Consider the following 20,684-nt stretch of genomic DNA (forward strand, 5'->3'; position numbering starts at 1 on the left):
TTGAAACTATTATATCATCGTCAGGTTAAAGTGGGAGGAAAAAGCCACGGGATGCAGCCCTCTTGCTTGCAGCGGGTGCTAATTTGTCGGTCAAACCCGGTAGCTCCAGACCCCAGAGTAGAAAAAATAGCTCAAGCCTTGTGTCAAGCTGGCTATGAGGTCCTTGTACTAGCGTGGGATCGTACAGGGCAATTGCCCAGAGAAGAGTGGCAGCAAGGTTATCATATAGTGCGGTTTTCTCATCCTGCTTCTTATGGGTTGGGACTTAAAAACATTTTTCATATACTACGTTGGCAGACTTTTCTTTTACGATTTTTTATCCGTAACCGTCAAGGTATAAGGATTTGCCATGCCTGTGATTTTGATACTCTCTTGCCATGCTTATTTAGCAAAGTATTCAGGGGCAACCGCGTGATCTATGATGTTTTTGACTTTTATGCTGATAGTAGACGGACTATACCCGGTTTCATGCGCAAGCTACTTTATATGTTTGAGCTTAAAGCCCTCAACCATGCAGATGCCGTTATACTTGTAGATGAGGCCCGCCGGAAACAGATTGCTAGAGGTAAGCCTCGTCACGTTACCATTGTTTACAACAGTCCACCCGATATATTAGACGCCTTGAGATTCAACGTTTCTCCAATACGCCGGGCTGAGCTTTACCTGGCTTATGTCGGACTCCTCCAGGTGGAACGGGGATTGTTGGAGATATTGGAGGTGCTTACGCGTCACCCAGAGTGGCATTTAGACCTGGCTGGTTTTGGCGGTGGTGATGAAGAACGCATCCTGGGCTTGGCTCGCTTGCTGTCCAACGTTACCTGGCATGGTCGGGTACCATACAAGCAAGCCCTGGAGCTGAGTTATGCCGCCGATGTTCTGTTCGCTACCTATGACCCGGCTATCCCCAACCATCGCTACTCCAGCCCGAATAAAGTGTTTGAGGCTATGATGTTGGCAAAACCTGTTGTGGTGGCCCGGGGCACGGGTATAGACCGCCTTGTTGAGGAGGTTAATTGCGGCCTAGTCGTGGTATACGGGGATGTGGCGGCCCTCGAAGCAGCACTTATTCGCCTAGCTCGGGACCCGGCTTTACGGCAGAGGCTAGGGGAAAACGGGAGGCGAGCTTATGAGGAAAAATACAGTTGGAATTTGATGCGCGAGCGTCTGCTTGCGTTATATAGGAAGATATCCATTTAAGGTATTCATAAACCTTTTTACAGGCAAGATGTCGGGGCATTTCTTCTTTGCCGATGAGTATTACGGGTACGACGATGCCCTCTATACAGCAGCGAGGCTCCTGCGCCTTCTATCCCGGGAGGAAAGGCCGCTGTCTGGGCTCCTGGCGAGCGTGCCCCGGTACTGCGCTACCCCTGAGACACGTATCCCCTGTGCTGACGAATGTAAAGCGGAGGTAGTCTCCGGCGTGATAGAGTATTTCAGGCAGAAGGGCTATGAGGTTATCGACGTGGACGGCGCCAGGGTCATCTTCCCTGGAGGCTGAGGCCTGGTGCGGGCGTCGAACACCCAGCCTGTCCTAGTAGCCAGGTGTGAGGCCCGAACGCGGGAGGACTTGCAAAAAATATGCGCCATCATAAAGGCAGCCCTTAAGGAATTTCCACCCGTTGGTGCCTTCGAGTGGGAACTGCCATAAAGCGGGGGCAGGATTTTAAGTCTAGGCCCTTTCCCTTAACAGGCTTGCCTTTTTGGAAAGGCTCATCCATAAGTGGCAGGGGTTGAGAGGTTGACTAACTCAAAAGGCAGGATTTTGTTTCTCGCCACTGTTTACACCCACCTGGCCGCTTTTCACCTGCCTTTCATGCAGCTTTTGCAAAGTAAAGGATATGAGGTGCACGCGGCGGCCTCCTCAGATCAGGGGAGAAAGGAAGAGGTGGAGGCTATAGGTGTGAGATGCTGGGAAATACCTTTTTCCCGCTCGCCCTATAGCCTTAAAAATTGGCGCGCTTTCAGGGAATTAGGCCGGCTGTTTAAAGCTTGCCGGTTTGATCTCATCCATGTCCACACCCCGGTAGCCAGTTTTTTGGGGAGATATCTGGCCAGGGTTACGGGGCAGGGACCTGTGCTCTATACCGCCCACGGCTTCCACTTTTACTGGGGCGCGTCTTTACGGAACTGGCTCCTTTACTACCCTGCCGAGCGGCTGGCGGCCCGGTGGACGGACGGGCTGATAGTGATGAACAGGGAAGATTACGATAGCGCAGTTAAAATGGGCTTCAGGCCGGGGAAAAACCTCTTTTATGTGCACGGCGTAGGGGTGGACCTGAAGAAGTTTGCCGGGGGTACTGGTAGCATCAATATCCGGGAAAGGCTGGGGTTGGGTAAAAACGATATAGTGGTAACTTGCGTGGCTGAATTTTCAACCGTAAAGAATCATGCTTTTTTGCTAGAGGCATGGTCTAGATTTATTGCCAGAACAAAAGATACCTCTCTCTGGCTGGCCGGTGACGGGTATTTACGGCCTTATTTTGAACGGCTGGTGCTAGAAAAAAGGATTGGCAGGGTTCATTTCCTAAAGTTTTGCCGCGATATACCCCAGGTCTTGCAGGAGACGGATATCTTCGTCCTGGTCTCCCGGCGCGAAGGCCTCCCCAGATCCCTTATGGAAGCCATGGCCGCGGGCAAGCCGGTGGTGGCGAGCAACGTGCGCGGCAACCGGGATCTGGTAGACCACGGCCGGACGGGGTTCCTGGTGGAGCTGGACGACGTAGAGGGGCTGGTTGGCTATTTGGAACTGCTGGCCCGGGATGAAAACCTGCGCCTGGCCTTGGGTAGAGCGGGCCGGGAGAAGATTGGCGATTATTCCCTTGACAAAGTGCTCGCCGAGATGGATGCTGTTTATAGCCGCTATTTACCAGGTTAAGAACGCGTAGCTTCTGCTCGTCTCGGGGGAGGGATGGGATTTTGCGCTGGACAAAGGTGGTAAAAATAGCCGGGGATCTTTTTTTAGTTAACTTCAGCTTCTGGTTGGCTTTCTGGCTCCGCTTCGGTGGCAGCATTCCTGCTGTTAACTGGCACGCCTACCGGACGATTGCCATCTGGATTACCCTGGCGGCCTTTGTCTTTTTTTACAGCTACGGGCTCTACGTCGGCGGCCGTTACCGCTGGATAGAGATCTTTGCCGCCCTGGTCTGGGTGGTGGCTTTGACTATCCTCAGCGGCCTGGGCATTTCATACATGCTGCAAAAGTATGCCTTCCCCCGCTCGGTGTTTCTCCTGACTGCACCAATCCAGCTCGCGCTTTTGAGCATCTGGCGGTATGCTGTCTGGCGCTGCTCTATCTGGTTACAGGGAACCCTTACGCTGGTTGTTGTTGGTCCTGCGGTTACAGCTTGCCAGCGGGCACGGCAGGTTGCCCGGGAAGACAACCGCCTCTACCAGGTGGCGGGTCTGGTAGTCGAGGGCGGTTCGACAATGTCTGAGATAGAGTTTCCAGTGCTGGGAACTTATCATGAACTTCCTCAAGCCCTTGATGCCAGCCGGCCCGGGGCGGTACTATTTTGCGATGGGATTCCCTTGGAATATCGCGAAATGATGCTGAAAGAAATTATGGCTCGTAATCTGCCCGCTTTTATAGTTCCTGATATCTATGAAATCTTTTTAGCCCAAGCCCGCCTGGGACAGCTCGACGGCATCCCTGTTTTTCGGGTGGACGGCTTTATAGCTGTGCCTTCACGCGCCTGGAAGCGTGCCTTCGATATTGCCCTGTCCCTATGTCTGTCCATAATAGCCGTACCCTTGATTTTGCTGGCGGCCCTGGCGATAAAAATAGAATCTCCCCGGGGACCGGTTTTTTACCGCCAGCAGCGGGTGGGCCAGGGAGGCCGGGTGTTCCAGTTAATCAAATTGCGGACCATGATACCTAACGCTGAAAAGGATACCGGTCCGGTACTGGCCACGGCCGGCGACCCGCGCCTGACCCGGGTGGGCCGGATTCTAAGGGCCACTCGCATTGACGAGCTACCCCAGCTCTGGAATGTCCTTAAAGGTGAAATGAGTTTCATCGGCCCCCGGCCGGAGCGGCCGATCTTTGTGGAGCAGTTCAGAAAAGAAGTGCCGGGCTACGACTGGCGCCACCAGTTGAAAGTCGGCATCACCGGCCTGGCCCAGGTCCAGGGGCGCTACAGCACCACCCCGGCCGATAAACTGCGTTATGACCTGCTCTATGCGAAAACCATCTCGCCTTTAAGCGACGCCCAGATTCTTTTACATACCCTGAAAGTCATGCTCATGCGCGATAAAGCATCATAGGAGATATATATCATGGCTAAAGTATTGGTCACCGGCGGTGCGGGATATATCGGCAGCCACGTGGTCAAGGCCCTGGGGGAGAGGGGTTACCAGGTGCTGACCTATGACAGCCTTATTACAGGCCACCCCTGGGCTGTCTTATACGGCGACCTGGTGGTGGGCGACCTTTTGGACGCCGCCAAACTGGAAGAGGTTATCCGGGAGTTCCGGCCCGACGCCGTCATGCACTTTGCGGCCCATATTGTCGTCCCCGAGTCCGTGGCCCAGCCCCTGAAATATTACATAAACAACGTGCAGGGCACCCTGAACCTCCTGGACTGCATGAAAAAGGGCTGGGTTGATAAGCTCATTTTCTCTTCCAGCGCCGCCGTCTACGGCATCCCGGAGCAAATCCCGGTGCCGGAAGAAGCCCCCTTAAACCCCATTAACCCGTACGGGTACAGCAAGGCCATGGTGGAAAGGGTGCTGCAGGATGTGTCGGCTGTCGGTGGGATAAGCTACGTATCCCTTCGGTATTTTAATGTTGCCGGCGCCGACCGGGACGGCAGGATCGGCGAGGGGAAAGAAGACGCGCCCCACCTCATCACTCTGGCCATCCGCACAGCGGCGGGCAAAAGGCCGTATTTAAGCGTCTACGGCACCGACTATCCCACCCCTGACGGTACCTGCATCCGCGACTACATCCACGTGGAGGACCTGGCGGCGGCCCACGTCCTGGCCCTGGAGTATCTGCTGGACGGCGGCCGGAGCGAAGTATTTAACTGCGGTTACGGCCGGGGTTATACCGTCCTGGAAGTGATTGCAGCGGCCAAAAAGGTGACCGGTGTAGACTTCCCGGTGCGCTACGAAGGTCGGCGGCCGGGCGACCCGCCGGTCCTGGTGGCCGATGCCAAAAAGATCCGCGCGCGTCTGGGATGGAAACCTTTGTACGACGACCTGGAGGGCATTATTTACTCTGCCTGGCAGTGGGAGCGGAAGAGGGAAAAGGTTTTGGCGGGGAGGTAATAGTAGCTCTTGGATTTTGCCGGAGGAAAAGATGGGTGAAGATACGGCCCGTCAGGGGCATAGACAGGGGACCTCGTCAGAGGCAGGAATAGGCCCGGCAGGGTCGGCAGGAGCTTCACGGTTTGGCTGGGAAGTTTAGAGAAATAAGTAAAAGACCGGCACTGTTAAGACGGGCCGGTCCTGGGAAGCCAGGGTAATCCTCTATCCAGAGGGCGTATCAATGTTTAATATCAAGGACCTTCAACAGTTCATCCTCGCTGGTGATGTCAAGTATCTTTTCAGCCAGGTCATCTAGCTGCTCCACTGATAAAGTCTTTATCTTCGCTTCCACTTCAGAAGAAATGGTACCCAGGCGTTTCCTTAGCTGTCTTAAAAGTATTTCCTGCCTGCCTTCCTGCCTGCCTTCCTGCCTGCCCTGCTGCCAGCCTTTTAAATGCCAGGATGTGGTTAATTCCATAACCCTTTGCACCTCCTCGGGTTGAAGTTCTTCCGGCAACTTCTCTTGCAAGGTTTTTTCTTCTTCGGGGTTTAATACCAGGTAGCTTTCAAAAAAGGCGGTTATCAGTTCCATCCTTGCTGGGTCCAACTGCATTCTGCACCCGTTCCCGGGGCGAATAGTCCATCTTGCTTAACAATGCCGCTGCTACGGGGTTGGTGCTGTTGAGGTACTGCCGCCATGGGAGTCTCTTGAGCTGTAATTTGTAGAACTCGAATTGCAGGACCTTGAGAAAAGGAAACTCTACTTCATGCCGGTTGGTTTCTTCTGCCTTACTGTCATGGGCAAAGACGGCGATGGGCAGCACCTTATGAACATGCGCCGGGCGAAGTCGGCTTGCCGGTAAGCCTGGGGTTCGATATGGACCAGGACGCAGCCGTCTTCGCCTTTGACTTTTACTTCCGCCAGGATATCCACGTAGTGCTTGTCGCCGGCGGTAATATCGGTTATAACTTCCTGGGTTAAAAACCTGGTATTCGTATAATCGATTAAAGCATGGGCTTTAGGGAAAAAGAGCTCCATAACCTCCCGGAAAAAGGTGGTCAGCAGTTCTTTGAACAAGCGGTCGTGATCAATGGACATTGGCAGTTTCTCCTGTTTTTCTTTATTTTACTTGAGAGGACCTGGGTTGAGCAAGGGTTATTTTTTTAATATATTGGCAAAGGTCCGGCCCCGGAACTGCAGTCCCGTCCAGTTCCCCAGGCGATCCTGCCGATGTGATTATTGTCCTCTCGGGTGAACAGGGCGAACGGTGGGCTATCAGCACCTATGAAAACGCCCTTTACAGCCTTATGGCTCCAGGACCGGGGGATAGAAGTGGTGGGCCTGGATATCCTTATCCTTACGTTATTTCAACGCCGCCGGGGTGTCGCCGGCAGGGGATATTGGGGACGGCGGTGCGGGACTACATCCACGTCGACGACCTAGCGGCAGCCCAAATCCTGGCCCTGGCTTCCCTGGAGCAGGGCAGCACTACGGCGGCCTATAACCTTGGCAGCGGCCGGGGCTATTCGGTTCTGGAGGTAATAAAAGCGGCGGAAAAGGTGACGGGGCAGAAAGTACCTTACCGTGGCGGTCCCCCCCGGCCCGGCGACCCGGCGGTGCTAGTAGCCTCGGCAGAAAAAGCCATGGCGGAGTTAGGGTGGCGGCCGCGGTATACCGAACTGGAGGACATCATTGCTACTGCCTGGCAGTGGCACCGCCGCAGGCCGCGAGGTTATTCTCAAGGTATCATTTTTTCCAGGATGTCGAGGGGGCGGTAAAAATGATGCAACTCAGGCTGTTTCTCTTCAAGTTCCGGCAGGTAAATTTGCCTTAACCATATCTTGGTGCATAAGGCCACATCCATCTCTAGTTGACAATTTTGGAGATAGTTTTTAAAGAAGGCGTCCAGCACCAGTCGCTCCCAGAAAAAATTCACCATATAAGGGATGCCGTAATGCCCCTAACAGTGCCTAGCTCATCTTCGTTAAGGAATACCCGCGGCTTATTAATAAAAGCCAGGGCCAACTAGAACAGCCGTTCGTCATACGTTACCTACCACTTTCCCTAGGGATAGGGGTAGGCACCATCTCTTCATTCTCAACGTTTTCACGAAGACTGGATTACTTTTACTTTAGAACAAGTGTTCAGATTTACTTTGCATAGTTGATCATTTTTTGTATTGACAAACGTAGTTTTCGAGAGGGTGGTGTAAGGGGGCGTGTTTAGGTGCATTATTTGTCTAAGAGAGCTAGATAACGCAACTGCCAGTGAGGAGCACATTTTTCCGGAAGCGCTTGGGGGAAACATTACTATCAAAAACGTGTGCCGGGAGTGTAATTCCAAACTTGGCAGATATGTGGACGCTCCCTTAATCAACAATTGGTTGATTGAAGCGAAGCGGATGCTACTTTGTTTGCCGGGAAAGAGTGGAAAGATTCCCAATCCTTTAGAAAAGGGATACATTGCCGGTGATCCGCAACACGAAGTTCGTTATGAATTCGATAGTAGCGGCAAACCAAAAAGACTCTATACGGTGCCGAAGGTCATCCGTGAGGAAATCGATACGGGAGAGCGTATACGAATTATCCTGGACAAAAGCGACGAAAATAGACTACCTATTATCCTGGAGAAAATCGCTCAGAGGGCGAAAAATAAGAGCTTGAGGATGGAGTTGCTCTCACGGAAGGAAGTACATGTTGAACATCCAACGATGGAACTGAATTTCACATTCAATCTGTGGGACTGGCAACGGGGCCTGCTCAAAATCGTCTATGAGCTGGCCTGCATGGAGTTGGGGCCAGAGTACTTGGAAGACCCTACCGCGGCGAAATTTCGTGCAATTCTCCGGCCAGAAACCCTTAGCCGAGAGCAAGCTTTACAGCAAGGCCTAAAGGGGACTATCCGCATTCTCGGGGGTGAAAAGCCGCTGCTTTTCCTCGTGGATAATCCAGATTGGATGGTTGGTGGACTACTGGCCACGGGCAGTAGCATTTGCGGTTATGTGAACCTCTTTAACATTTTCGAAGGCAGTATTGTGGTTACCGTGGAGCGGGAAAAATACTGGACGCGCCAGGATAATGGAATCATATGGGTGATAGATGTTCCCAATAAATCGGCCTCCAGGAACACCCTGATGGAACTTGTCATGGCGTTCACTGCGGAGTCCTTTGAATAGATGGCCGTGGGCGGATATACTGTAGCTAGTGCCATACCAGTTACATACTAAATGGCATTAATTGGTAGCATGAAGATCAATACAGGCATTAGCAACTTCCTTTAACTTCCTGCTAGACCAGTGCAATAAAAAAGTATCATACTGGAGCCCTGGAAGCCCTGGAGCAGGGCAGCCCCACGGCGGCCTATAACCTGGGCACCGGCCGGGGCTATTCGGTTCTGGAGGTAATAAAAGCGGCGGAAAAGGTGACGGGGAAAAAGGTGCCCTACCGTATCGGTCCCCGGCGGCTCGGCGACCCGGCGGTGCTGGTAGCCTCGGTAGGAAAAGCCATGGCGGAGTTAGGCTGGCGACCGCGGTATACCGAACTGGAGGACATTATTACTACGGCCTGGCAGTGGCACCGTCGCAAGCCGCGGGGATTTAACGGTTAAGTTATACCACGGTCATAGGGGAGCAGATGCGGCAGGATGGTCGGGTGTTTAAAGAAGAAACAGATACCAGATTGAGTTGGAGACGTTTTTGGGGTATAATCTTACAGAATATAATTGATATTACCCTTGGGCCTTAGGAGTGATGGCATTGCTACAGGTTAAGAGAAGAGTAGAGCCAGGCGGAAGAATTACCATCGGAGAAGTATTGAAAATGGCCAAAATTAAACCTGGTGATTGGGTAGAGATTATCCCGGGTACGAACAAGATAACCATTAAGCTGACTAAACGTAGTAAATCAAAAGGTGCTGTCCTGGCGGCTGCGGGTATCTTAAAGGACCATCCTCAATTGGTTGAGGAGATGTTACGCATCAGGGAGGATGAAGATGATCGATCAGGGGTCGTACCCGAATAAATATGTGGTCGATACTAACATAATTATTTATACACTGGCAGGAGTAAAAGCAGCAGTTTGGGCAATGAAGAAACTAGAAGACGACGATATAGAAGTCTATTATTCAACAATAGTCGAGGCAGAGCTGTTTTCATTCCATGAACTAACTCTTGAACAAAAATCAAAGATAAGAGGTATTCTGGATATAGGAGAAATAGTGGAAGTTGATTCTAACGTCGCTCTTAAAGCCGCCAAATTACGCGCCATTAGTAAAAAGGATCATAATCGCAAGCTAAAATTACCAGATGCCATCGTTGCAGCTACAGCCTTATTATTAGCGGCTGTTTTAGTCACACGGAATGTTGAAGATTTCAAACATCTTCGCAGGCATGGTCTACATTTATACAATCCTTTTGAACAAAGATAATAGTTAACGGCATACGGCCTTATTTGAGGGTATCCGTTTGAGCTTCTACATCCTTACGTTATTTCAACGCAGCCGGGGCTTCGCCGGCAGGGGATATTGGGCACGGCGGTGCGGGACTACATCCACGTCGAGGACTTGGCGGCAGCCCACGTATTCGCCCTGGAAGCCCTGGAGCAGGGCGGTCCTACGGCGGCCGATAACCTTAGCATTGGCCGGGGCTATTCGGTACTGGAGGTAATAAAAGCGGCGGAAAAGGTGACGGGGCAGAAAGTACCTTACCGTTTCGGTCCCCGGCGGCCCGGCGTCCCGGCGGTGCTGGTAGCCTCGGCAGGAAAAGCCATCGAAGAGATGGGATGGCGGCCGCGATATACTAGTTTGGAGGAGATTATCGCCACTGCCTGGATGTGGCATAGAAACAAGCCGGGCGGGTATTCTCAAGTTTATTCGCCGGAGGGCCGGTGACGGTGACCCACCCGGAGATGACCCGCTACTTTATGATCATCCCTGAGGCGGTGCAGCTCGTTATCCAGGCCGGGGCTTTAGTGAAAAGCGGGGAGATTTTCGTTCTCGACATGGGCGAGCCGGGAATTAGAGGAATTGCCTATACCCGGGAAGGTCGACCTTGTGAATTTCCGCGGGGTAGCCGGGGAATTCGCGCAAAACGCCCATGCCTTCTATGCCATTTCTGCCTTGGGGGAACTGTTGGGGGAGTGCGATACTACCTATATATTCGTGGATGAAGCGGAACTGGGCCAGTTGGAATATGCGGGCGCGGCGGTGTTCAGCCCTTGTACAAAGAGTTGAAAGCGGGGCAGAGCAAGTATTTTTCCCGACCTGGTCATTGCCGACATAGTATGGACATTGGAAAAGTTTTATCGCCAACCTAAAGCTATTTTTTGCCTTACTGGTCCAGGTGAATGGTCCTCCAATACTACCCATAAACTGATAGCCTGCTCCGCCTGGTAGTGGGAATAGGTAAGAACCCTGTAGTACGGTTGACGCCGGCGCGTAACGGCCGGACACAAGCATTTTTCACGGAGGACAATATGGTGCGCAAATTACCTAAATACCTGAAGGCGGATATTGAACGCGGTTTTATCCTGGCCTATTATGAAATGGTAAAAGGCTGTACGGTGAGCCTGGATATTCCCGGGGAAAATATTGTCCCGGTAGTGGCTTTTGCCCATAAACCTGGAGAAATTTACGGCATGGATTTTTCCAGTATATATCATTTTGCAGAAAAAGAGAAGCTGCAAACAAGGCTACGCCGGGTGCAGAAAAAAGTTGCCGCACTCCAACGCTATGCAGAGTTTGCAGCATTGCAAATGGAAATGAAGTATCAGGTGGTCTACGAAATCTGGTGTTTCATGCCGCCCAACAAATTAGTGCTTGAAACAGTGAGTAAAGCCAGAGAAGAGGGAATGCCGGTAGAGCTGGTATCTGTACAAGAGGTACATGCCCGCTTAAAGCAGGTAGCCCTTCTCGAACCCATGGACAAGGACATTATTTACGAGAATGCTTTCCTGTGGGCGGCAAGTCTTTTCCGTAATGCCGGCGCTTGGAAATAGCCGGATAGCTTATTAGGAAAAGAAGCAACTATAATAACCGCAGGGATAGGGTGGGTATGATTATGCCAGATTTAGTAGAACTAATCGTTTTGGCGGCAGGAAAGACGAATCTGCGCTGCCTCCGGTTACCGGAACGGGAGATTATTATCTTGCGGCCGGTCGGAGGCGTCAGGGATGAAACTGAGGGAGAAATCCTCAGGGTCATCCCCAATAAAGAATGGGAATACAAGAAGCATACTTATCTTTCGGGTAAAGTCATTGATTCTTACATAGACGGTTCCGTATTAACACCTGTTCCCCTGAGACTGTACTCGCATGGCACCTGGGATTCTTTTTATTACTTTGCCGAGCTGTGGGAAATTGATCTGGACCGGGAATTGCCTTCGTCTTTACCTGAGTGGGTAATTGCTGTTCTGAAAGCAGGTCCCCGTGAGGTATTTGAAATGGAGCAAATTATCCCAGGGGCGAACCCTGAGGAAATGGAGGACCCAATATCCCTGGCGGTTGAATATGCTCATCAGGGCAATATTGATAAAACGTGGGAAATTTTGCAGGGGTGCCTGACCAAAGATCTGCGCTGCATTGATGCCTTTGTCCACCTGGGCACATATACGTTTGGAGATGGGCGCAGCGCCTGGCATGCAAAAAGAGCGATGCAACGTTACCTCGCAGGGGTTAAAGTTGGCGAGCAGGCCCTGCCGCCAGGCTTTAACGGACTGCTTCCGTGGAGCTGGATAAATAATCGCCCTTTTCTGCGCGCCCTGCACGGGCTAGGCTTCTGCCAGTGGCGCCTGGGCCAGTTTGATGCCGCCCGCAATACATTCTGGCGCATTTTAATGTTTGATCCCATGGATGCCCTGGGATGCCGGTTTATTCTCCCGGATGTAGAAAAGGGTCACGATTACCTTACGGTTATGGTGGAGGAAAATAGGCCTTGTTAGAGGCGATTACGCTGGCTTGACCATCCCAGTGTTATATCCATTGGTTACTGATATAATCCACGGGGATTTAAAGGATGACTTAAAGACCGGCCTGGTTAAACCTGGCCGGTCTTTGAGGCTAGGGCGACCTTAAGCCCAGAGTGGAGCTTACCGGGTCCACCTGCATCCGGGTCAACAGGCGCAAAAACTCGATCTTTACCTGTACCCGCTCCCGGGGCGAATAGTCCATTTTGCTCAACAATGCCGCCGCTACCGGGTTGTTGCTGTTGATGTACTGCCGCCAGGGGAGTCTCTTGAGCTGTACTTTGTAAAACTCGAACTGCAACACCTTGAGAAAGGGAAACTCTACTTCATGCCGGTTGGTTTCTTCTGCCTTACTGTCATGGGCAAAGACGGCGATGGGGAGCACTCTTTTCTGGTGTTTTTCGTAAAGCCGGCTGAAGTAAATAAACATGCGCCGGGCGAAGTTGGCTTGCCGGTAGGCCTGGGGCTCGATATGGACCAGGACGCAGCCGTCTTCGCCTTTGATTTTAACTTCCGCCAGGATATCAACGTAGTGTTTGTCGCCGGCGGTAATATCGGTAATAACTTCCTGGGTTAAAAACCTGGTATTCGTATAATCGATAAAATTTTTCTTTATTTTACCTGAGAGGGCCTGGCTGAGCAAAGGTTATTTTTTAATATATTGGCAAAGGCCTGGCCCCGGAGCTGCAGTCCCGTCCAGTTCCCCCGGCGAGCCTGCAGATGTGATTATTGTCCTCTCGGGTGAACAGGGCGAGCGGGTGGCGACCGGGGTAAAGTTCTACCAGGAAAAATGGCTGGTATTCGGTCATTGTCGTTACTTCTCCTTACCACCTGCGGCGCACCAGGATGACTTTTAACAATGTATTTCGGGGCAGTGGCATCCGTTTGAGCTTCTACGGGGCGGAGGATCCGTGGCTGGATCCTACCCGCTGGTGGCTCCAGGACCGGGGGATAGAAGTGGTGGGCCTGGATATCCTTACGTTACTTCAACGCAGCCGGGGCTTCGCCGGCAGGGGATATTGGGCACGGCGGTGCGGGACTAAATCCACGTCGACGACCTGGCGGCAGCCTGCGTGCTGGCCCTGGAAGCCCTGGAGCGGGGCGGCCCCACGGCAGCCTATAACCTGGGCAGCGGCCGGGGCTATTCGGTCCTGGAGGTAATCCGGGCGGCAGAAAAGGTTACGGGGAAAAAGGTGCCCTGCCGTGTCGGTCCCCGGCGGCCCGGCGACCCGGCGGTGCTGGTAGCCGCGGCAGGAAAAGCCATGGCGGAGTTAGGCTGGCGACCGCGGTATACAGAACTGGAGGACATCATTGCTGCGGCCTGGCAGTGGCACCGCCGCAGGCCGCGGGGATTTAAAGGTTGAGTTATACGAGGGTCATAGGGGAGCAGATGCGGCGGGATATAACTGCCGGGCGAGGCGGCTGGGGAAAATAAAGCTGGTGTTTAATACAACTTTATGGTTGCTACGTTCATTAAACGGAGTGGGTACGGCGATGGTACGGTGATGTTCGTCCTGGCCAGTTAAGTGCAATTTAACGAGGGGATAAGTCCTACTGTACCGGCAGCTGGCCGTGCCTGCTGCAGCCATACCGCTGTAACAACTCTAATATTTTCTCGCGATACGGCAAACTTTTTCCGGGCAGGGAACTTAGACTGGCAGGTAGTCCTTCGCATCCTGATGGTTACGTTTACGGCAGCCGGGTTCCCGGCCGGTTACGAAATTAGCCGCTTCCTTTAGCCCCTGCTAGAATGAGGGGCGAAAGGAGGTGGACACCATGGCTAAAGTGACAGCGCCCCTGATGTCCCTGGATGCCAGCGGTGCCCTGGGGAAGGCCCTGGTCTTTGCCAAATGGAAGGGGATCAATTATGCCCGGCGCTATTTTGTGCCCATGAACCCCAATACGGAGAACCAGGAAAGGGTCCGCAGCTACTTCACCCGGGCGGTGACGAGCTGGCAGGGGGAGAGCCCTGAGACCAGGGCCATGTGGAACGCGGCCGTGCGCGGCCGGCCGCTGACGGGGATGAATTACTACCTGGCCCAGTATATCAAGTATCTATCCAGTCACAACGGCGAAGCCCCAGCCACGCCTTTCCTGCCCCCGGTCCAACAGCAATCCTAAAAGCATCAGCCGGGAAGCGGCAGGGCCGGAGGCTTTGCCGCTTCTCCAACTGTAGCCCATCGGATTAGGGCTTTCATCATGGAGTGGGAGCTGAAGAGGGCAAGGGTTAAGAAGAAAAAATTCTTTATAAGGTTAGAAGCAGAACTGGAACGCAAGGGATATACCTTCTCTGAAGAAGAAAGGTTACTTGGAAAGTGCACCAGTCTATTGCATGATATAGGCCATGGTCCACTATCTCATGTTTTAGAAGGCATAATAACTCCCGGGAAGAAACACGAGGCTTGGGCTCGAGATATTATTTTAGGCCCGACGGAACTCCGATGTGCTCTTCAAAAAATAGATCCCAAATTGCCGGAGAAGATATGTCAAGTACTTCAAGGCGATCCTCAGTGGCAGTTACTAAAGAATATCATTTCCTCCCAAATCGATATAGATCGTATGGATTATCTTTTACGTGATGCAGTTATGACCGGGACTAGCTATGGGCATTTTGATCTTACCAGGCTTCTGGCAGTAATCGAATTGAGTAATAAGCGTACGGGTTTAATAATCAATAATAAAGGACTTATGGCGGCAGAACAGTTTATCTTTGCTCGTTACTATGCTTACTGGCAAATATATTTTCATAAGACTACCCGGGGAGCCGAAAAAGTTCTTCATACCATTTGGAAAAGGGCCAAAGAGCTCTTCAGTCAAGGTTTCTTGCCCAATGATTTAATACCTGGTCCCCTTAAACCCTTTCTGGAAGACAAGTGGAATAGCGATGATTATTTAGCTATAGATGATGTTGATATCTGGCATGCTTTAAAAATGTGGCAGTCCAGTCCGGATCCCATTCTGTCTGATTTGTCGAAACGTATTTGGATAAGAGAACTGTTTAAGCCTGTCAGGCTGGCTGATAGCGCCTCGCTTAATTTTTTAGAAGTACTGCCTAGAATGAGACATATACTTCAGCAGAATGGTTATGACCCGGATTATTACCTTTTATGGGATACTCAATCAGATGTAGCCCATGATTATTATACATCGCCTGAAGAAGAAGATACCAACAAACCGCCTATCCGGGTACGTGATGAAAATGGTAGAGAGTGGGACATAATGAAGCTTTCAGACCCGATTCGCGCTATCGCCGGTACGCGCAAAGTTGTGATTTATGTTTATGTTCCAGATGAAAATTGCCGTCAAGATGTGATAAAGTTAATACGAAAATAAAGTTAGGGGAGTTGGTTAAATGAATATATTGAATAAGTATTATATGTTAATAAAGCTACTAACTGCAGTGGGAGAAGTGCATGGTCGCAAAAAACTACAGAAAATGGTATATCTACTTCAAGAACAAGGATATGCCTTTAAGGAAAGTTTTGGCTATCACCTTTACGGGCCATACTCAGAAGAACTTTCTACGGAAGTAGATGAAATGAAATTCCTAGGTTTATTGGAAGAGAAGGTGGAAACGACAGTTTATGGATACAAACAATATATATATTCTTTATCCGAGAGGGGGAAAAGGGCGTCGGACTTTGCTGGCCATTTGGCAGTCCCGGATTCCTTTGAGGAAGCAGCCAGGGAATTGGCCCAGTTTGATGCCCGTACTCTAGAGTTGATTGCCACCTTAAGGTTTCTTCGGAAAATAAATTATTCAGATACAGAGGCTGCCCGTTATGTAAAGGAACTAAAGCCAGAACAAGAATATAAAGATGGGGAAATTGAAAAGGCCTTAAAATTTTTGGAGGAGAAGTTTTCAAAGTAATAGTATATGTTGTTTAATCACATATGATACTTGCATCCGCGACTACATCCAGGTGGATGACCTGGCGGCAGCCCATGTGTTGGGCCTGGAGCACCAGCTGGCCGGCGGCCAGGCGCCCTGCCGGCTCTGGTGGCAGATGCTGAAAATAAGCACCTCTCTTTTATCCCTCCGAGGTATGCGGCTTTCTAGCAAGTCGGTGGCTAGGAAAGCGTTGGAGTGGTATGTAAAAAAACCCAGGTGGAGTGGAGCGAAGCAACTGTAATCATCGCTGGGCGTAAAGTTTAGGTGCAGCTATTCTGCTACCGCTCTTGCTGACCAGACCAGTCTGGTACTGGAACACTACCTGCCGGTGCTGGTGCAAAAGCCGCGTTCCCTGGCCAATGCAGCACCTTTTACGCCGGGCTTTCTTGCCTCCGGGTCTTTATGAGCTTAAAGAGCGCCTCTTAGGCCGGGGGGAGGACCGGGAACTGGCGCGTATCCTGGGCCTGATCCTCGAGTATGGTATTGAGGAAGTAAAGAAGGCCATAAGACTTGCCCTCAAAAGCGTCCAGGATAGTTTCCAGGCAGTTCCGCTATTACCTGGGCCAGGAAGATAATGCGGACACTAACCAGGTACAGCCGGATGCCGCCTTCCCCATGGTGGCAGCAGTCAACCTGGAAGCATACGATAGCCTCCTGGGAGGTGGCGTCCGTGGCGTCCATTGAACAAGGCAGCTAGCCTGGGTATAAAGTATAACGCTGATTGAGATCAGGGGTGTCAGCTGTGCTGGGTTCTCAAAAACCTCTTATTATATCTGCTAGCCGCCGTACTGATATTCCAGCATTTTATGGCGAGTGGTTTATGAGGCGTATCCGTGAGGGTTGGGTTTTTGCCTATAATCCGTATAACCACCGCGCTAAAAAAGTTTCATTAGCAACATCTCAAGTGGCAGCCATTGTTTTCTGGTCCAAAAACTTTAGACCCTTTTTAGGTTATTTGGATGAACTGGATAGTAAGGGTTACAACATGGTTTTTCTTTACACTATCACCGGGTTGCCTCAGGTATTCGAAAACAGGGTGCCAGAGGCTACTAGTTCCATTTCCATTTTCCAAATGATATCGAAACGGTATTCCCCTAAACATATCCAATGGCGCTACGATCCTATATTAGTTAGCACATACACTGATTGGGCGTTTCATCTAAAGACTTTTAAGGTATTGTGCCAGAGCCTTGAAGGATATACCACGAGGTGTTATACAAGCTTTGCTAATCTCTATTCTAAAGTAAGGCGGCGATTGAACTCTTTAGAAAAAACAGGTATTAACTTAATCCCTATTTCTGAAGAAGAACAGTCGACCCTGGTAAATGAACTGGCAGAAATAGCCTTGCAACACGGTATACAATTATATAGCTGTTGTAACGACCATCTGGTAGGCGGGTCTATAAAGAAAGCCCATTGTGTGGACGTGGAGTTATTGGGAGATTTATTTCAAATAAACAAAATGGCTTATAAGATCAAACCTACCCGAAAGGAGTGTGCATGCTACGAAAGTGTAGATATTGGTATGTACGATACATGTTCCCATGATTGTGTATACTGCTATGCAAATACCAGCTTTGAATGCCCCCCCAAAAACCTTATACATGATCCCGATTTCCCGCTCCTCATCAAAAACAAAGTTATTCGATTAGAGGAGGAAGAAATTAACGTGGAACGCGGAGAAGTCTGTCAACAACAGGTGTTCAACTGGGAGTGAACGGGGATGGAGTGTCGAGGGGTGTATACGGCAAATATACTGGAAGCTTCTCAGGTTATGCTTGACTTGTATGCAGCATTGATGGATCATTTCGACTGTGACAACAATTATACCGGCTATAAGTTCTGGAAGGATCCGCGAGCTACTACTCCAATGCAGTTGGCTGGAACGCTCTATTACCATTTCCCCGCCCATTTCTATAAAGCTCTTCATACTATTCACCAATACGAAGAGGAACATCATGAGTTAACAACTTCTCTACTTAAGCAGAAAAAAATAACTGTGGTGGATATAGGAGCGGGGGTTGGCACTTTTTCCCTGGCACTGATGGATTTTCTTTATAAATGGAGTAACAGCATAAAAACTGAATTAGACGTCATACTTATTGAACCTAATACTTTAACCCACAAAATTGCCAAAAAGTTAATAACGACCTATGCTGCTAAAACGGGTATAGTCCTTAATAGATTAGAGATAATTTCTGAGCCGTTCCCTGAAAGCAGGTGTTTAGAACAGGTATGCGCAGTTATTGAGCGTATACCTGTCGAATCAGTTAAGGGCAAGCCGGGAACTGATAATGGTCTGGCCGGCGAGGATATGAAGACGATAAAGAAAAAGCCATCAGGAAAAACTCTTGATATTTTTCTGCCTACCCTAAATTACGGCTCATTTGCGCGAAAAAGGTGTGTTGGAAGAGGATGATTTGAGGAAACTTCGCATGGCTGCCCTTTTGCATGATATTGGTCATTACCCCCTTTCACACGTAGGTGAAGCGGTTTTTATGCGCATTCAATTCGAGAAAGAGCAAGTTGTTCAAAAGAAAACACCCAATTTTGGAGAAAGTGCCTTGACCAGAGCAGGTGATAAAATCTTTGTCACAAATTATCGGTCACGCTGTCAAGCTTCATAGGCTCAAAGGTTATGGCGGCAACTCTGCAAAAAACTGAAGGGTGGGCGGAGCAGGTATTGCCGTTGTTTGCAGGAGATCTCCATTCGGAACCGTGGTTCAATTTTGCCCTTTATGCATCGAGAAGAACTATTGGCATTTCTTTGGCCCAGTAGACTACCGGCTAGTAGGATTTCAAGCATTCTCACTTGCACCATTTTAGAAGACATCTTGGGCCGGGAGCCGGTCAGGGTGGACCTGGCGGCCATGGCTGGTTACCTGGCGGGGGAAGTGGTCCTGGTTACCGGCGCCGGCGGTTCCATCGGGTGCTGCGCCTGGTCCTGCCGGGCTTTCGGGTAGAGAAAGGGCAGGAAATGGTGCAGGTGGGGTAGGGTGTTAATTGTCAGGCTCCCTTCCTGCAGCCTGGCAGGTTATGAAGTTTATAAACTCAAAATAGCAGGATTTCTACGGTTAAGCTAGAACCTATTTCCATTAGGTTATCTAACCTATATCGGGGGCATAATATGGTAAGGGTTTTTATAGGTTTTCATGGTACTAGTAAAGCAAGTGCTGATATGATATTATTGGATAAAAGATTTTTACCTTCAAATAGAGAAGATGAATGGTTGGGGAAGGGTATATACTTTTTTGAGGATGATCCTGACCAGGCTATTGATTGGTGTGTACGCGCCAGGAAATATAAAGAATGGGCTATCTTAAAAACTGTTATTGAAGCCCAGGAGGTTCTTGATTTAACACGAAAGCGGGAATGGGATATGTTTTTGTCGATAATAAAACAACTACAGGGCAAAATGAAGCAGACAAAGTATAAAGGAAAACGCCTTTTAAATGGTGTGGCTATAAATTTTATCTGCCAACAATTTCCTTATGAGTGGTTAGAGCTGTTTTTCTTGTGCCCGGCCGGAGTTATCCGTACGACATTACTAATATTCCCCCGGTACAAATTCAAATATGCGTAAAAGAAGAGCGGTGTATAAAATCTATTGAACAATGGAGGTGCAGTAACGGTGGATTTTAAAGAAGTAGTTGAGCAGATAAACCAATATCTTGCCCAGGTAACTATTGAACAATTTGAAAGGGATTTACAGAGGGCTGGGATTGAGCAATGTCCCGATATTGGGGAGGAAGCAGATAGTGAATGGCAACCAGAAAGGTTAATCGTTGAATATAGTATTCTTGAGGAACCATATAGCGACTTAACAAATGGTTATATTGCTATTGCAAATGGTGAGGCGGCATGATAGACAAGTCTATAGAGAGCAATTTGATTTTTCGGGGGTATAAAGTTTTACATTTATCTTATAAGTTGAATCAGAACTTTAAATCACAGAAGAATAAGTCTATACCGCTTGACTTCAAAGTACGGACTGAATCAACTGTTGATGAAACAAATAATGAGATTACCGTTGATTTATTTTGTAATATATTTGAAGAAAGCCCCGAAAAAGATAATCCATTTCACTTAGAAGTTAATTTACGGGGCTGGTTTAAAACTAACTCTGCTGTTGAAAAGAATGAGTTGTATCGTTATGCAGAAATTAACGCTCCGGCTATTCTTTTTCCTTCTTGAGAACAGTTGTTTCGAGTATTACTATGGCTGCAAATGTTCCACCCGTAATACTTCCATTAGTTAACATCAATCGTTTAAATGAGCTTCAAAAACAATAATAATCGCGCAATGGTCACTGAGTTAAAGCATGCTATCGCCGGATGGAGAGGCGTAAAGCGCAACGTCCTGGGCAGCCGCGGCAGCGTCGTGCCCCTTTTTCAGCGCCAGATTGCCGCCGGGGGGCCGGTGACAGTGACCCACCCGGAGATGACCCGCTACTTTATGACAATCCCCGAGGCAGTGCAGCTGGTCATCCAGGCCGGCGCCCTTGTCCTAATGCCACTTCCCGCGAGAGCATCTTTATTGCCCGGCCGGAGGAATTCGACGCCGCCAAGCTGGAGCACTTCCTGG

The 20,684-nt window shown here is 50.0% G+C and carries 30 protein-coding genes and 4 pseudogenes; 29 read left to right on the forward strand and 5 right to left on the reverse strand.

Going from position 1 to position 20,684, the window contains the following annotated elements; translation table 11 throughout:
• The first annotated feature begins 51 nt into the window (after positions 1-51).
• The 5 genes and pseudogenes from MHFGQ_RS03545 (at position 52) to galE (ending at position 5,271) form a co-directional block, all read left to right on the forward strand.
• Positions 52-1,197, forward strand: a complete 1,146-nt coding sequence (locus MHFGQ_RS03545; protein WP_106005740.1) for a glycosyltransferase family 4 protein — start codon at positions 52-54, stop codon at positions 1,195-1,197.
• A 13-nt stretch (positions 1,198-1,210) separates the two neighbouring features.
• Positions 1,211-1,651: pseudogene (locus MHFGQ_RS03550) on the forward strand (phosphomannomutase); the annotation flags it as partial.
• Between the two features lie 90 nt (positions 1,652-1,741).
• Positions 1,742-2,878 (forward strand): glycosyltransferase family 4 protein, encoded by a 1,137-nt coding sequence (locus MHFGQ_RS03555; protein ID WP_106005741.1) that lies wholly within the window; start codon positions 1,742-1,744, stop codon positions 2,876-2,878.
• A gap of 41 nt (positions 2,879-2,919) precedes the next feature.
• Entirely contained in the window at positions 2,920-4,266 is a 1,347-nt protein-coding gene (locus tag MHFGQ_RS03560; RefSeq protein WP_106005742.1) for a sugar transferase, read from the forward strand.
• A gap of 12 nt (positions 4,267-4,278) precedes the next feature.
• The gene (gene galE / locus MHFGQ_RS03565) at positions 4,279-5,271 is read left to right on the forward strand and encodes a UDP-glucose 4-epimerase GalE (protein ID WP_106005743.1); all 993 of its coding nucleotides are present in this window, start codon (positions 4,279-4,281) and stop codon (positions 5,269-5,271) included.
• Positions 5,272-5,488: 217 nt separating this feature from the next.
• Here the strand turns inward: galE and MHFGQ_RS03570 are convergent, their stop codons facing one another.
• The 3 genes from MHFGQ_RS03570 to MHFGQ_RS03580 are packed head-to-tail and all read right to left on the reverse strand — an operon-like array spanning position 5,489 to position 6,349.
• The gene (locus MHFGQ_RS03570) at positions 5,489-5,842 is read right to left on the reverse strand and encodes a DUF4351 domain-containing protein (RefSeq protein WP_245907856.1); all 354 of its coding nucleotides are present in this window, start codon (positions 5,840-5,842) and stop codon (positions 5,489-5,491) included.
• The gene (locus MHFGQ_RS03575) at positions 5,817-6,074 is read right to left on the reverse strand and encodes a hypothetical protein (RefSeq protein ID WP_245907857.1); all 258 of its coding nucleotides are present in this window, start codon (positions 6,072-6,074) and stop codon (positions 5,817-5,819) included. The genes MHFGQ_RS03570 and MHFGQ_RS03575 overlap by 26 nt, the downstream gene beginning before the upstream one ends.
• Positions 6,011-6,349 carry a hypothetical protein gene (locus tag MHFGQ_RS03580; RefSeq protein WP_245907858.1) on the reverse strand — a complete coding sequence of 113 codons (339 nt, stop codon included), beginning with the start codon at positions 6,347-6,349 and terminating at the stop codon, positions 6,011-6,013. The genes MHFGQ_RS03575 and MHFGQ_RS03580 overlap by 64 nt, the downstream gene beginning before the upstream one ends.
• Before the next feature lie 209 nt (positions 6,350-6,558).
• Here MHFGQ_RS03580 and MHFGQ_RS03585 point away from each other — a divergent pair, with 209 nt between their 5' ends.
• Positions 6,559-7,029, forward strand: a complete 471-nt coding sequence (locus tag MHFGQ_RS03585) for a GDP-mannose 4,6-dehydratase (RefSeq protein WP_146127163.1) — start codon at positions 6,559-6,561, stop codon at positions 7,027-7,029.
• On the opposite strand, the pseudogene MHFGQ_RS13935 reads toward MHFGQ_RS03585, so the two are convergent.
• A pseudogene (locus MHFGQ_RS13935) lies at positions 6,999-7,261 on the reverse strand (IS1634 family transposase); the annotation flags it as partial. The gene MHFGQ_RS03585 and the pseudogene MHFGQ_RS13935 overlap by 31 nt on opposite strands.
• Positions 7,262-7,469: 208 nt before the next feature.
• Between MHFGQ_RS13935 and MHFGQ_RS03590 the strand changes: the two are divergent.
• The 9 genes and pseudogenes from MHFGQ_RS03590 (at position 7,470) to MHFGQ_RS03630 (ending at position 12,184) form a co-directional block, all read left to right on the forward strand.
• On the forward strand, positions 7,470-8,426 hold the full coding sequence (locus MHFGQ_RS03590) for an HNH endonuclease (RefSeq protein WP_106005745.1): 957 nt from the start codon (positions 7,470-7,472) through the stop codon (positions 8,424-8,426).
• A 245-nt stretch (positions 8,427-8,671) separates the two neighbouring features.
• Positions 8,672-8,857, forward strand: a complete 186-nt coding sequence (locus MHFGQ_RS03595; protein ID WP_106005746.1) for a UDP-glucose 4-epimerase — start codon at positions 8,672-8,674, stop codon at positions 8,855-8,857.
• 211 nt (positions 8,858-9,068) lie between these two features.
• Positions 9,069-9,269 (forward strand): hypothetical protein, encoded by a 201-nt coding sequence (locus MHFGQ_RS03600; RefSeq protein WP_343105525.1) that lies wholly within the window; start codon positions 9,069-9,071, stop codon positions 9,267-9,269.
• Positions 9,241-9,675, forward strand: coding sequence for a type II toxin-antitoxin system VapC family toxin (locus MHFGQ_RS03605; RefSeq protein ID WP_170066316.1), 435 nt, complete (start codon positions 9,241-9,243; stop codon positions 9,673-9,675). The genes MHFGQ_RS03600 and MHFGQ_RS03605 overlap by 29 nt, the downstream gene beginning before the upstream one ends.
• Before the next feature lie 108 nt (positions 9,676-9,783).
• Positions 9,784-10,137: a hypothetical protein gene (locus tag MHFGQ_RS03610; protein ID WP_245907863.1), complete on the forward strand. Its 354-nt coding sequence runs from the start codon at positions 9,784-9,786 to the stop codon at positions 10,135-10,137.
• Positions 10,125-10,259, forward strand: a pseudogene (locus MHFGQ_RS03615) (polysaccharide biosynthesis protein); the annotation flags it as partial. The gene MHFGQ_RS03610 and the pseudogene MHFGQ_RS03615, both read left to right, overlap by 13 nt.
• A gap of 40 nt (positions 10,260-10,299) precedes the next feature.
• On the forward strand, positions 10,300-10,479 hold the full coding sequence (locus MHFGQ_RS03620; protein WP_245907859.1) for a hypothetical protein: 180 nt from the start codon (positions 10,300-10,302) through the stop codon (positions 10,477-10,479).
• A gap of 191 nt (positions 10,480-10,670) precedes the next feature.
• On the forward strand, positions 10,671-11,243 hold the full coding sequence (locus MHFGQ_RS03625; RefSeq protein WP_211292913.1) for a hypothetical protein: 573 nt from the start codon (positions 10,671-10,673) through the stop codon (positions 11,241-11,243).
• A gap of 62 nt (positions 11,244-11,305) precedes the next feature.
• Positions 11,306-12,184, forward strand: a complete 879-nt coding sequence (locus tag MHFGQ_RS03630; protein ID WP_170066317.1) for a hypothetical protein — start codon at positions 11,306-11,308, stop codon at positions 12,182-12,184.
• A 118-nt stretch (positions 12,185-12,302) separates the two neighbouring features.
• Here the strand turns inward: MHFGQ_RS03630 and MHFGQ_RS03635 are convergent, their stop codons facing one another.
• Positions 12,303-12,851, reverse strand: a complete 549-nt coding sequence (locus tag MHFGQ_RS03635; RefSeq protein ID WP_245907860.1) for an Rpn family recombination-promoting nuclease/putative transposase — start codon at positions 12,849-12,851, stop codon at positions 12,303-12,305.
• A gap of 79 nt (positions 12,852-12,930) precedes the next feature.
• Between MHFGQ_RS03635 and MHFGQ_RS03640 the strand changes: the two genes are divergently transcribed.
• The 14 genes and pseudogenes from MHFGQ_RS03640 to MHFGQ_RS03705 form a co-directional block, all read left to right on the forward strand.
• A complete protein-coding gene (locus MHFGQ_RS03640) occupies positions 12,931-13,065 on the forward strand; it encodes a hypothetical protein (RefSeq protein ID WP_277997032.1) in 135 nt (44 codons plus the stop codon).
• Positions 13,066-13,281: 216 nt separating this feature from the next.
• Positions 13,282-13,572: a hypothetical protein gene (locus MHFGQ_RS03645; RefSeq protein WP_106005751.1), complete on the forward strand. Its 291-nt coding sequence runs from the start codon at positions 13,282-13,284 to the stop codon at positions 13,570-13,572.
• 412 nt (positions 13,573-13,984) lie between these two features.
• Positions 13,985-14,329 (forward strand): hypothetical protein, encoded by a 345-nt coding sequence (locus MHFGQ_RS03650; protein WP_106005752.1) that lies wholly within the window; start codon positions 13,985-13,987, stop codon positions 14,327-14,329.
• Between the two features lie 78 nt (positions 14,330-14,407).
• Positions 14,408-15,541, forward strand: a complete 1,134-nt coding sequence (locus MHFGQ_RS03655; protein ID WP_106005753.1) for an HD domain-containing protein — start codon at positions 14,408-14,410, stop codon at positions 15,539-15,541.
• 19 nt (positions 15,542-15,560) lie between these two features.
• Positions 15,561-16,079, forward strand: a complete 519-nt coding sequence (locus MHFGQ_RS03660; protein ID WP_106005754.1) for a YwgA family protein — start codon at positions 15,561-15,563, stop codon at positions 16,077-16,079.
• A 531-nt stretch (positions 16,080-16,610) separates the two neighbouring features.
• Positions 16,611-16,784 carry a hypothetical protein gene (locus MHFGQ_RS03665; RefSeq protein WP_170066318.1) on the forward strand — a complete coding sequence of 58 codons (174 nt, stop codon included), beginning with the start codon at positions 16,611-16,613 and terminating at the stop codon, positions 16,782-16,784.
• Between the two features lie 58 nt (positions 16,785-16,842).
• Positions 16,843-17,817 (forward strand): DUF1848 domain-containing protein, encoded by a 975-nt coding sequence (locus MHFGQ_RS03670; RefSeq protein WP_170066319.1) that lies wholly within the window; start codon positions 16,843-16,845, stop codon positions 17,815-17,817.
• 21 nt (positions 17,818-17,838) lie between these two features.
• Positions 17,839-18,519 (forward strand): hypothetical protein, encoded by a 681-nt coding sequence (locus tag MHFGQ_RS03675; protein ID WP_146127157.1) that lies wholly within the window; start codon positions 17,839-17,841, stop codon positions 18,517-18,519.
• Positions 18,506-18,727 carry an HD domain-containing protein gene (locus MHFGQ_RS03680; RefSeq protein WP_146127158.1) on the forward strand — a complete coding sequence of 74 codons (222 nt, stop codon included), beginning with the start codon at positions 18,506-18,508 and terminating at the stop codon, positions 18,725-18,727. Before MHFGQ_RS03675 ends, MHFGQ_RS03680 begins: the two co-directional genes overlap by 14 nt.
• 207 nt (positions 18,728-18,934) lie before the next feature.
• Positions 18,935-19,063, forward strand: coding sequence for a hypothetical protein (locus MHFGQ_RS03685; RefSeq protein WP_343105563.1), 129 nt, complete (start codon positions 18,935-18,937; stop codon positions 19,061-19,063).
• A gap of 164 nt (positions 19,064-19,227) precedes the next feature.
• Positions 19,228-19,683 carry a hypothetical protein gene (locus MHFGQ_RS03690; protein ID WP_170066320.1) on the forward strand — a complete coding sequence of 152 codons (456 nt, stop codon included), beginning with the start codon at positions 19,228-19,230 and terminating at the stop codon, positions 19,681-19,683.
• Between the two features lie 48 nt (positions 19,684-19,731).
• Positions 19,732-19,965, forward strand: coding sequence for a hypothetical protein (locus tag MHFGQ_RS03695; protein WP_106005760.1), 234 nt, complete (start codon positions 19,732-19,734; stop codon positions 19,963-19,965).
• Positions 19,962-20,294 (forward strand): protein-export chaperone SecB, encoded by a 333-nt coding sequence (locus MHFGQ_RS03700; protein WP_170066321.1) that lies wholly within the window; start codon positions 19,962-19,964, stop codon positions 20,292-20,294. The genes MHFGQ_RS03695 and MHFGQ_RS03700 overlap by 4 nt, the downstream gene beginning before the upstream one ends.
• Positions 20,295-20,453: 159 nt before the next feature.
• A pseudogene (locus MHFGQ_RS03705) lies at positions 20,454-20,603 on the forward strand (polysaccharide biosynthesis protein); the annotation flags it as partial.
• Positions 20,604-20,684 lie beyond the last annotated feature (81 nt).

Origin of the sequence: Moorella humiferrea, from assembly GCF_039233145.1 — a bacterium.
In the GTDB taxonomy this organism is placed as follows: domain Bacteria; phylum Bacillota; class DSM-521; order Neomoorellales; family Neomoorellaceae; genus Neomoorella; species Neomoorella humiferrea.

Excerpts from the sequence above, each read along its gene's own strand:
- MHFGQ_RS03585 (WP_146127163.1), top strand. The coding sequence starts at position 6,559 with ATGGCTCCAGGACCGGGGGATAGAAGTGGTGGGCCTGGATATCCTTAT.
- MHFGQ_RS03630 (WP_170066317.1), top strand. The coding sequence starts at position 11,306 with ATGCCAGATTTAGTAGAACTAATCGTTTTGGCGGCAGGAAAGACGAAT.
- MHFGQ_RS03580 (WP_245907858.1), bottom strand. The coding sequence starts at position 6,349 with ATGTCCATTGATCACGACCGCTTGTTCAAAGAACTGCTGACCACCTTT.
- galE (WP_106005743.1), top strand. The coding sequence starts at position 4,279 with ATGGCTAAAGTATTGGTCACCGGCGGTGCGGGATATATCGGCAGCCAC.
- MHFGQ_RS03660 (WP_106005754.1), top strand. The coding sequence starts at position 15,561 with ATGAATATATTGAATAAGTATTATATGTTAATAAAGCTACTAACTGCA.
- MHFGQ_RS03650 (WP_106005752.1), top strand. The coding sequence starts at position 13,985 with ATGGCTAAAGTGACAGCGCCCCTGATGTCCCTGGATGCCAGCGGTGCC.
- MHFGQ_RS03570 (WP_245907856.1), bottom strand. The coding sequence starts at position 5,842 with ATGGAACTGATAACCGCCTTTTTTGAAAGCTACCTGGTATTAAACCCC.
- MHFGQ_RS03605 (WP_170066316.1), top strand. The coding sequence starts at position 9,241 with ATGATCGATCAGGGGTCGTACCCGAATAAATATGTGGTCGATACTAAC.
- MHFGQ_RS03655 (WP_106005753.1), top strand. The coding sequence starts at position 14,408 with ATGGAGTGGGAGCTGAAGAGGGCAAGGGTTAAGAAGAAAAAATTCTTT.
- MHFGQ_RS03600 (WP_343105525.1), top strand. The coding sequence starts at position 9,069 with ATGGCCAAAATTAAACCTGGTGATTGGGTAGAGATTATCCCGGGTACG.
- MHFGQ_RS03690 (WP_170066320.1), top strand. The coding sequence starts at position 19,228 with ATGGTAAGGGTTTTTATAGGTTTTCATGGTACTAGTAAAGCAAGTGCT.
- MHFGQ_RS03700 (WP_170066321.1), top strand. The coding sequence starts at position 19,962 with ATGATAGACAAGTCTATAGAGAGCAATTTGATTTTTCGGGGGTATAAA.
- MHFGQ_RS03545 (WP_106005740.1), top strand. The coding sequence starts at position 52 with ATGCAGCCCTCTTGCTTGCAGCGGGTGCTAATTTGTCGGTCAAACCCG.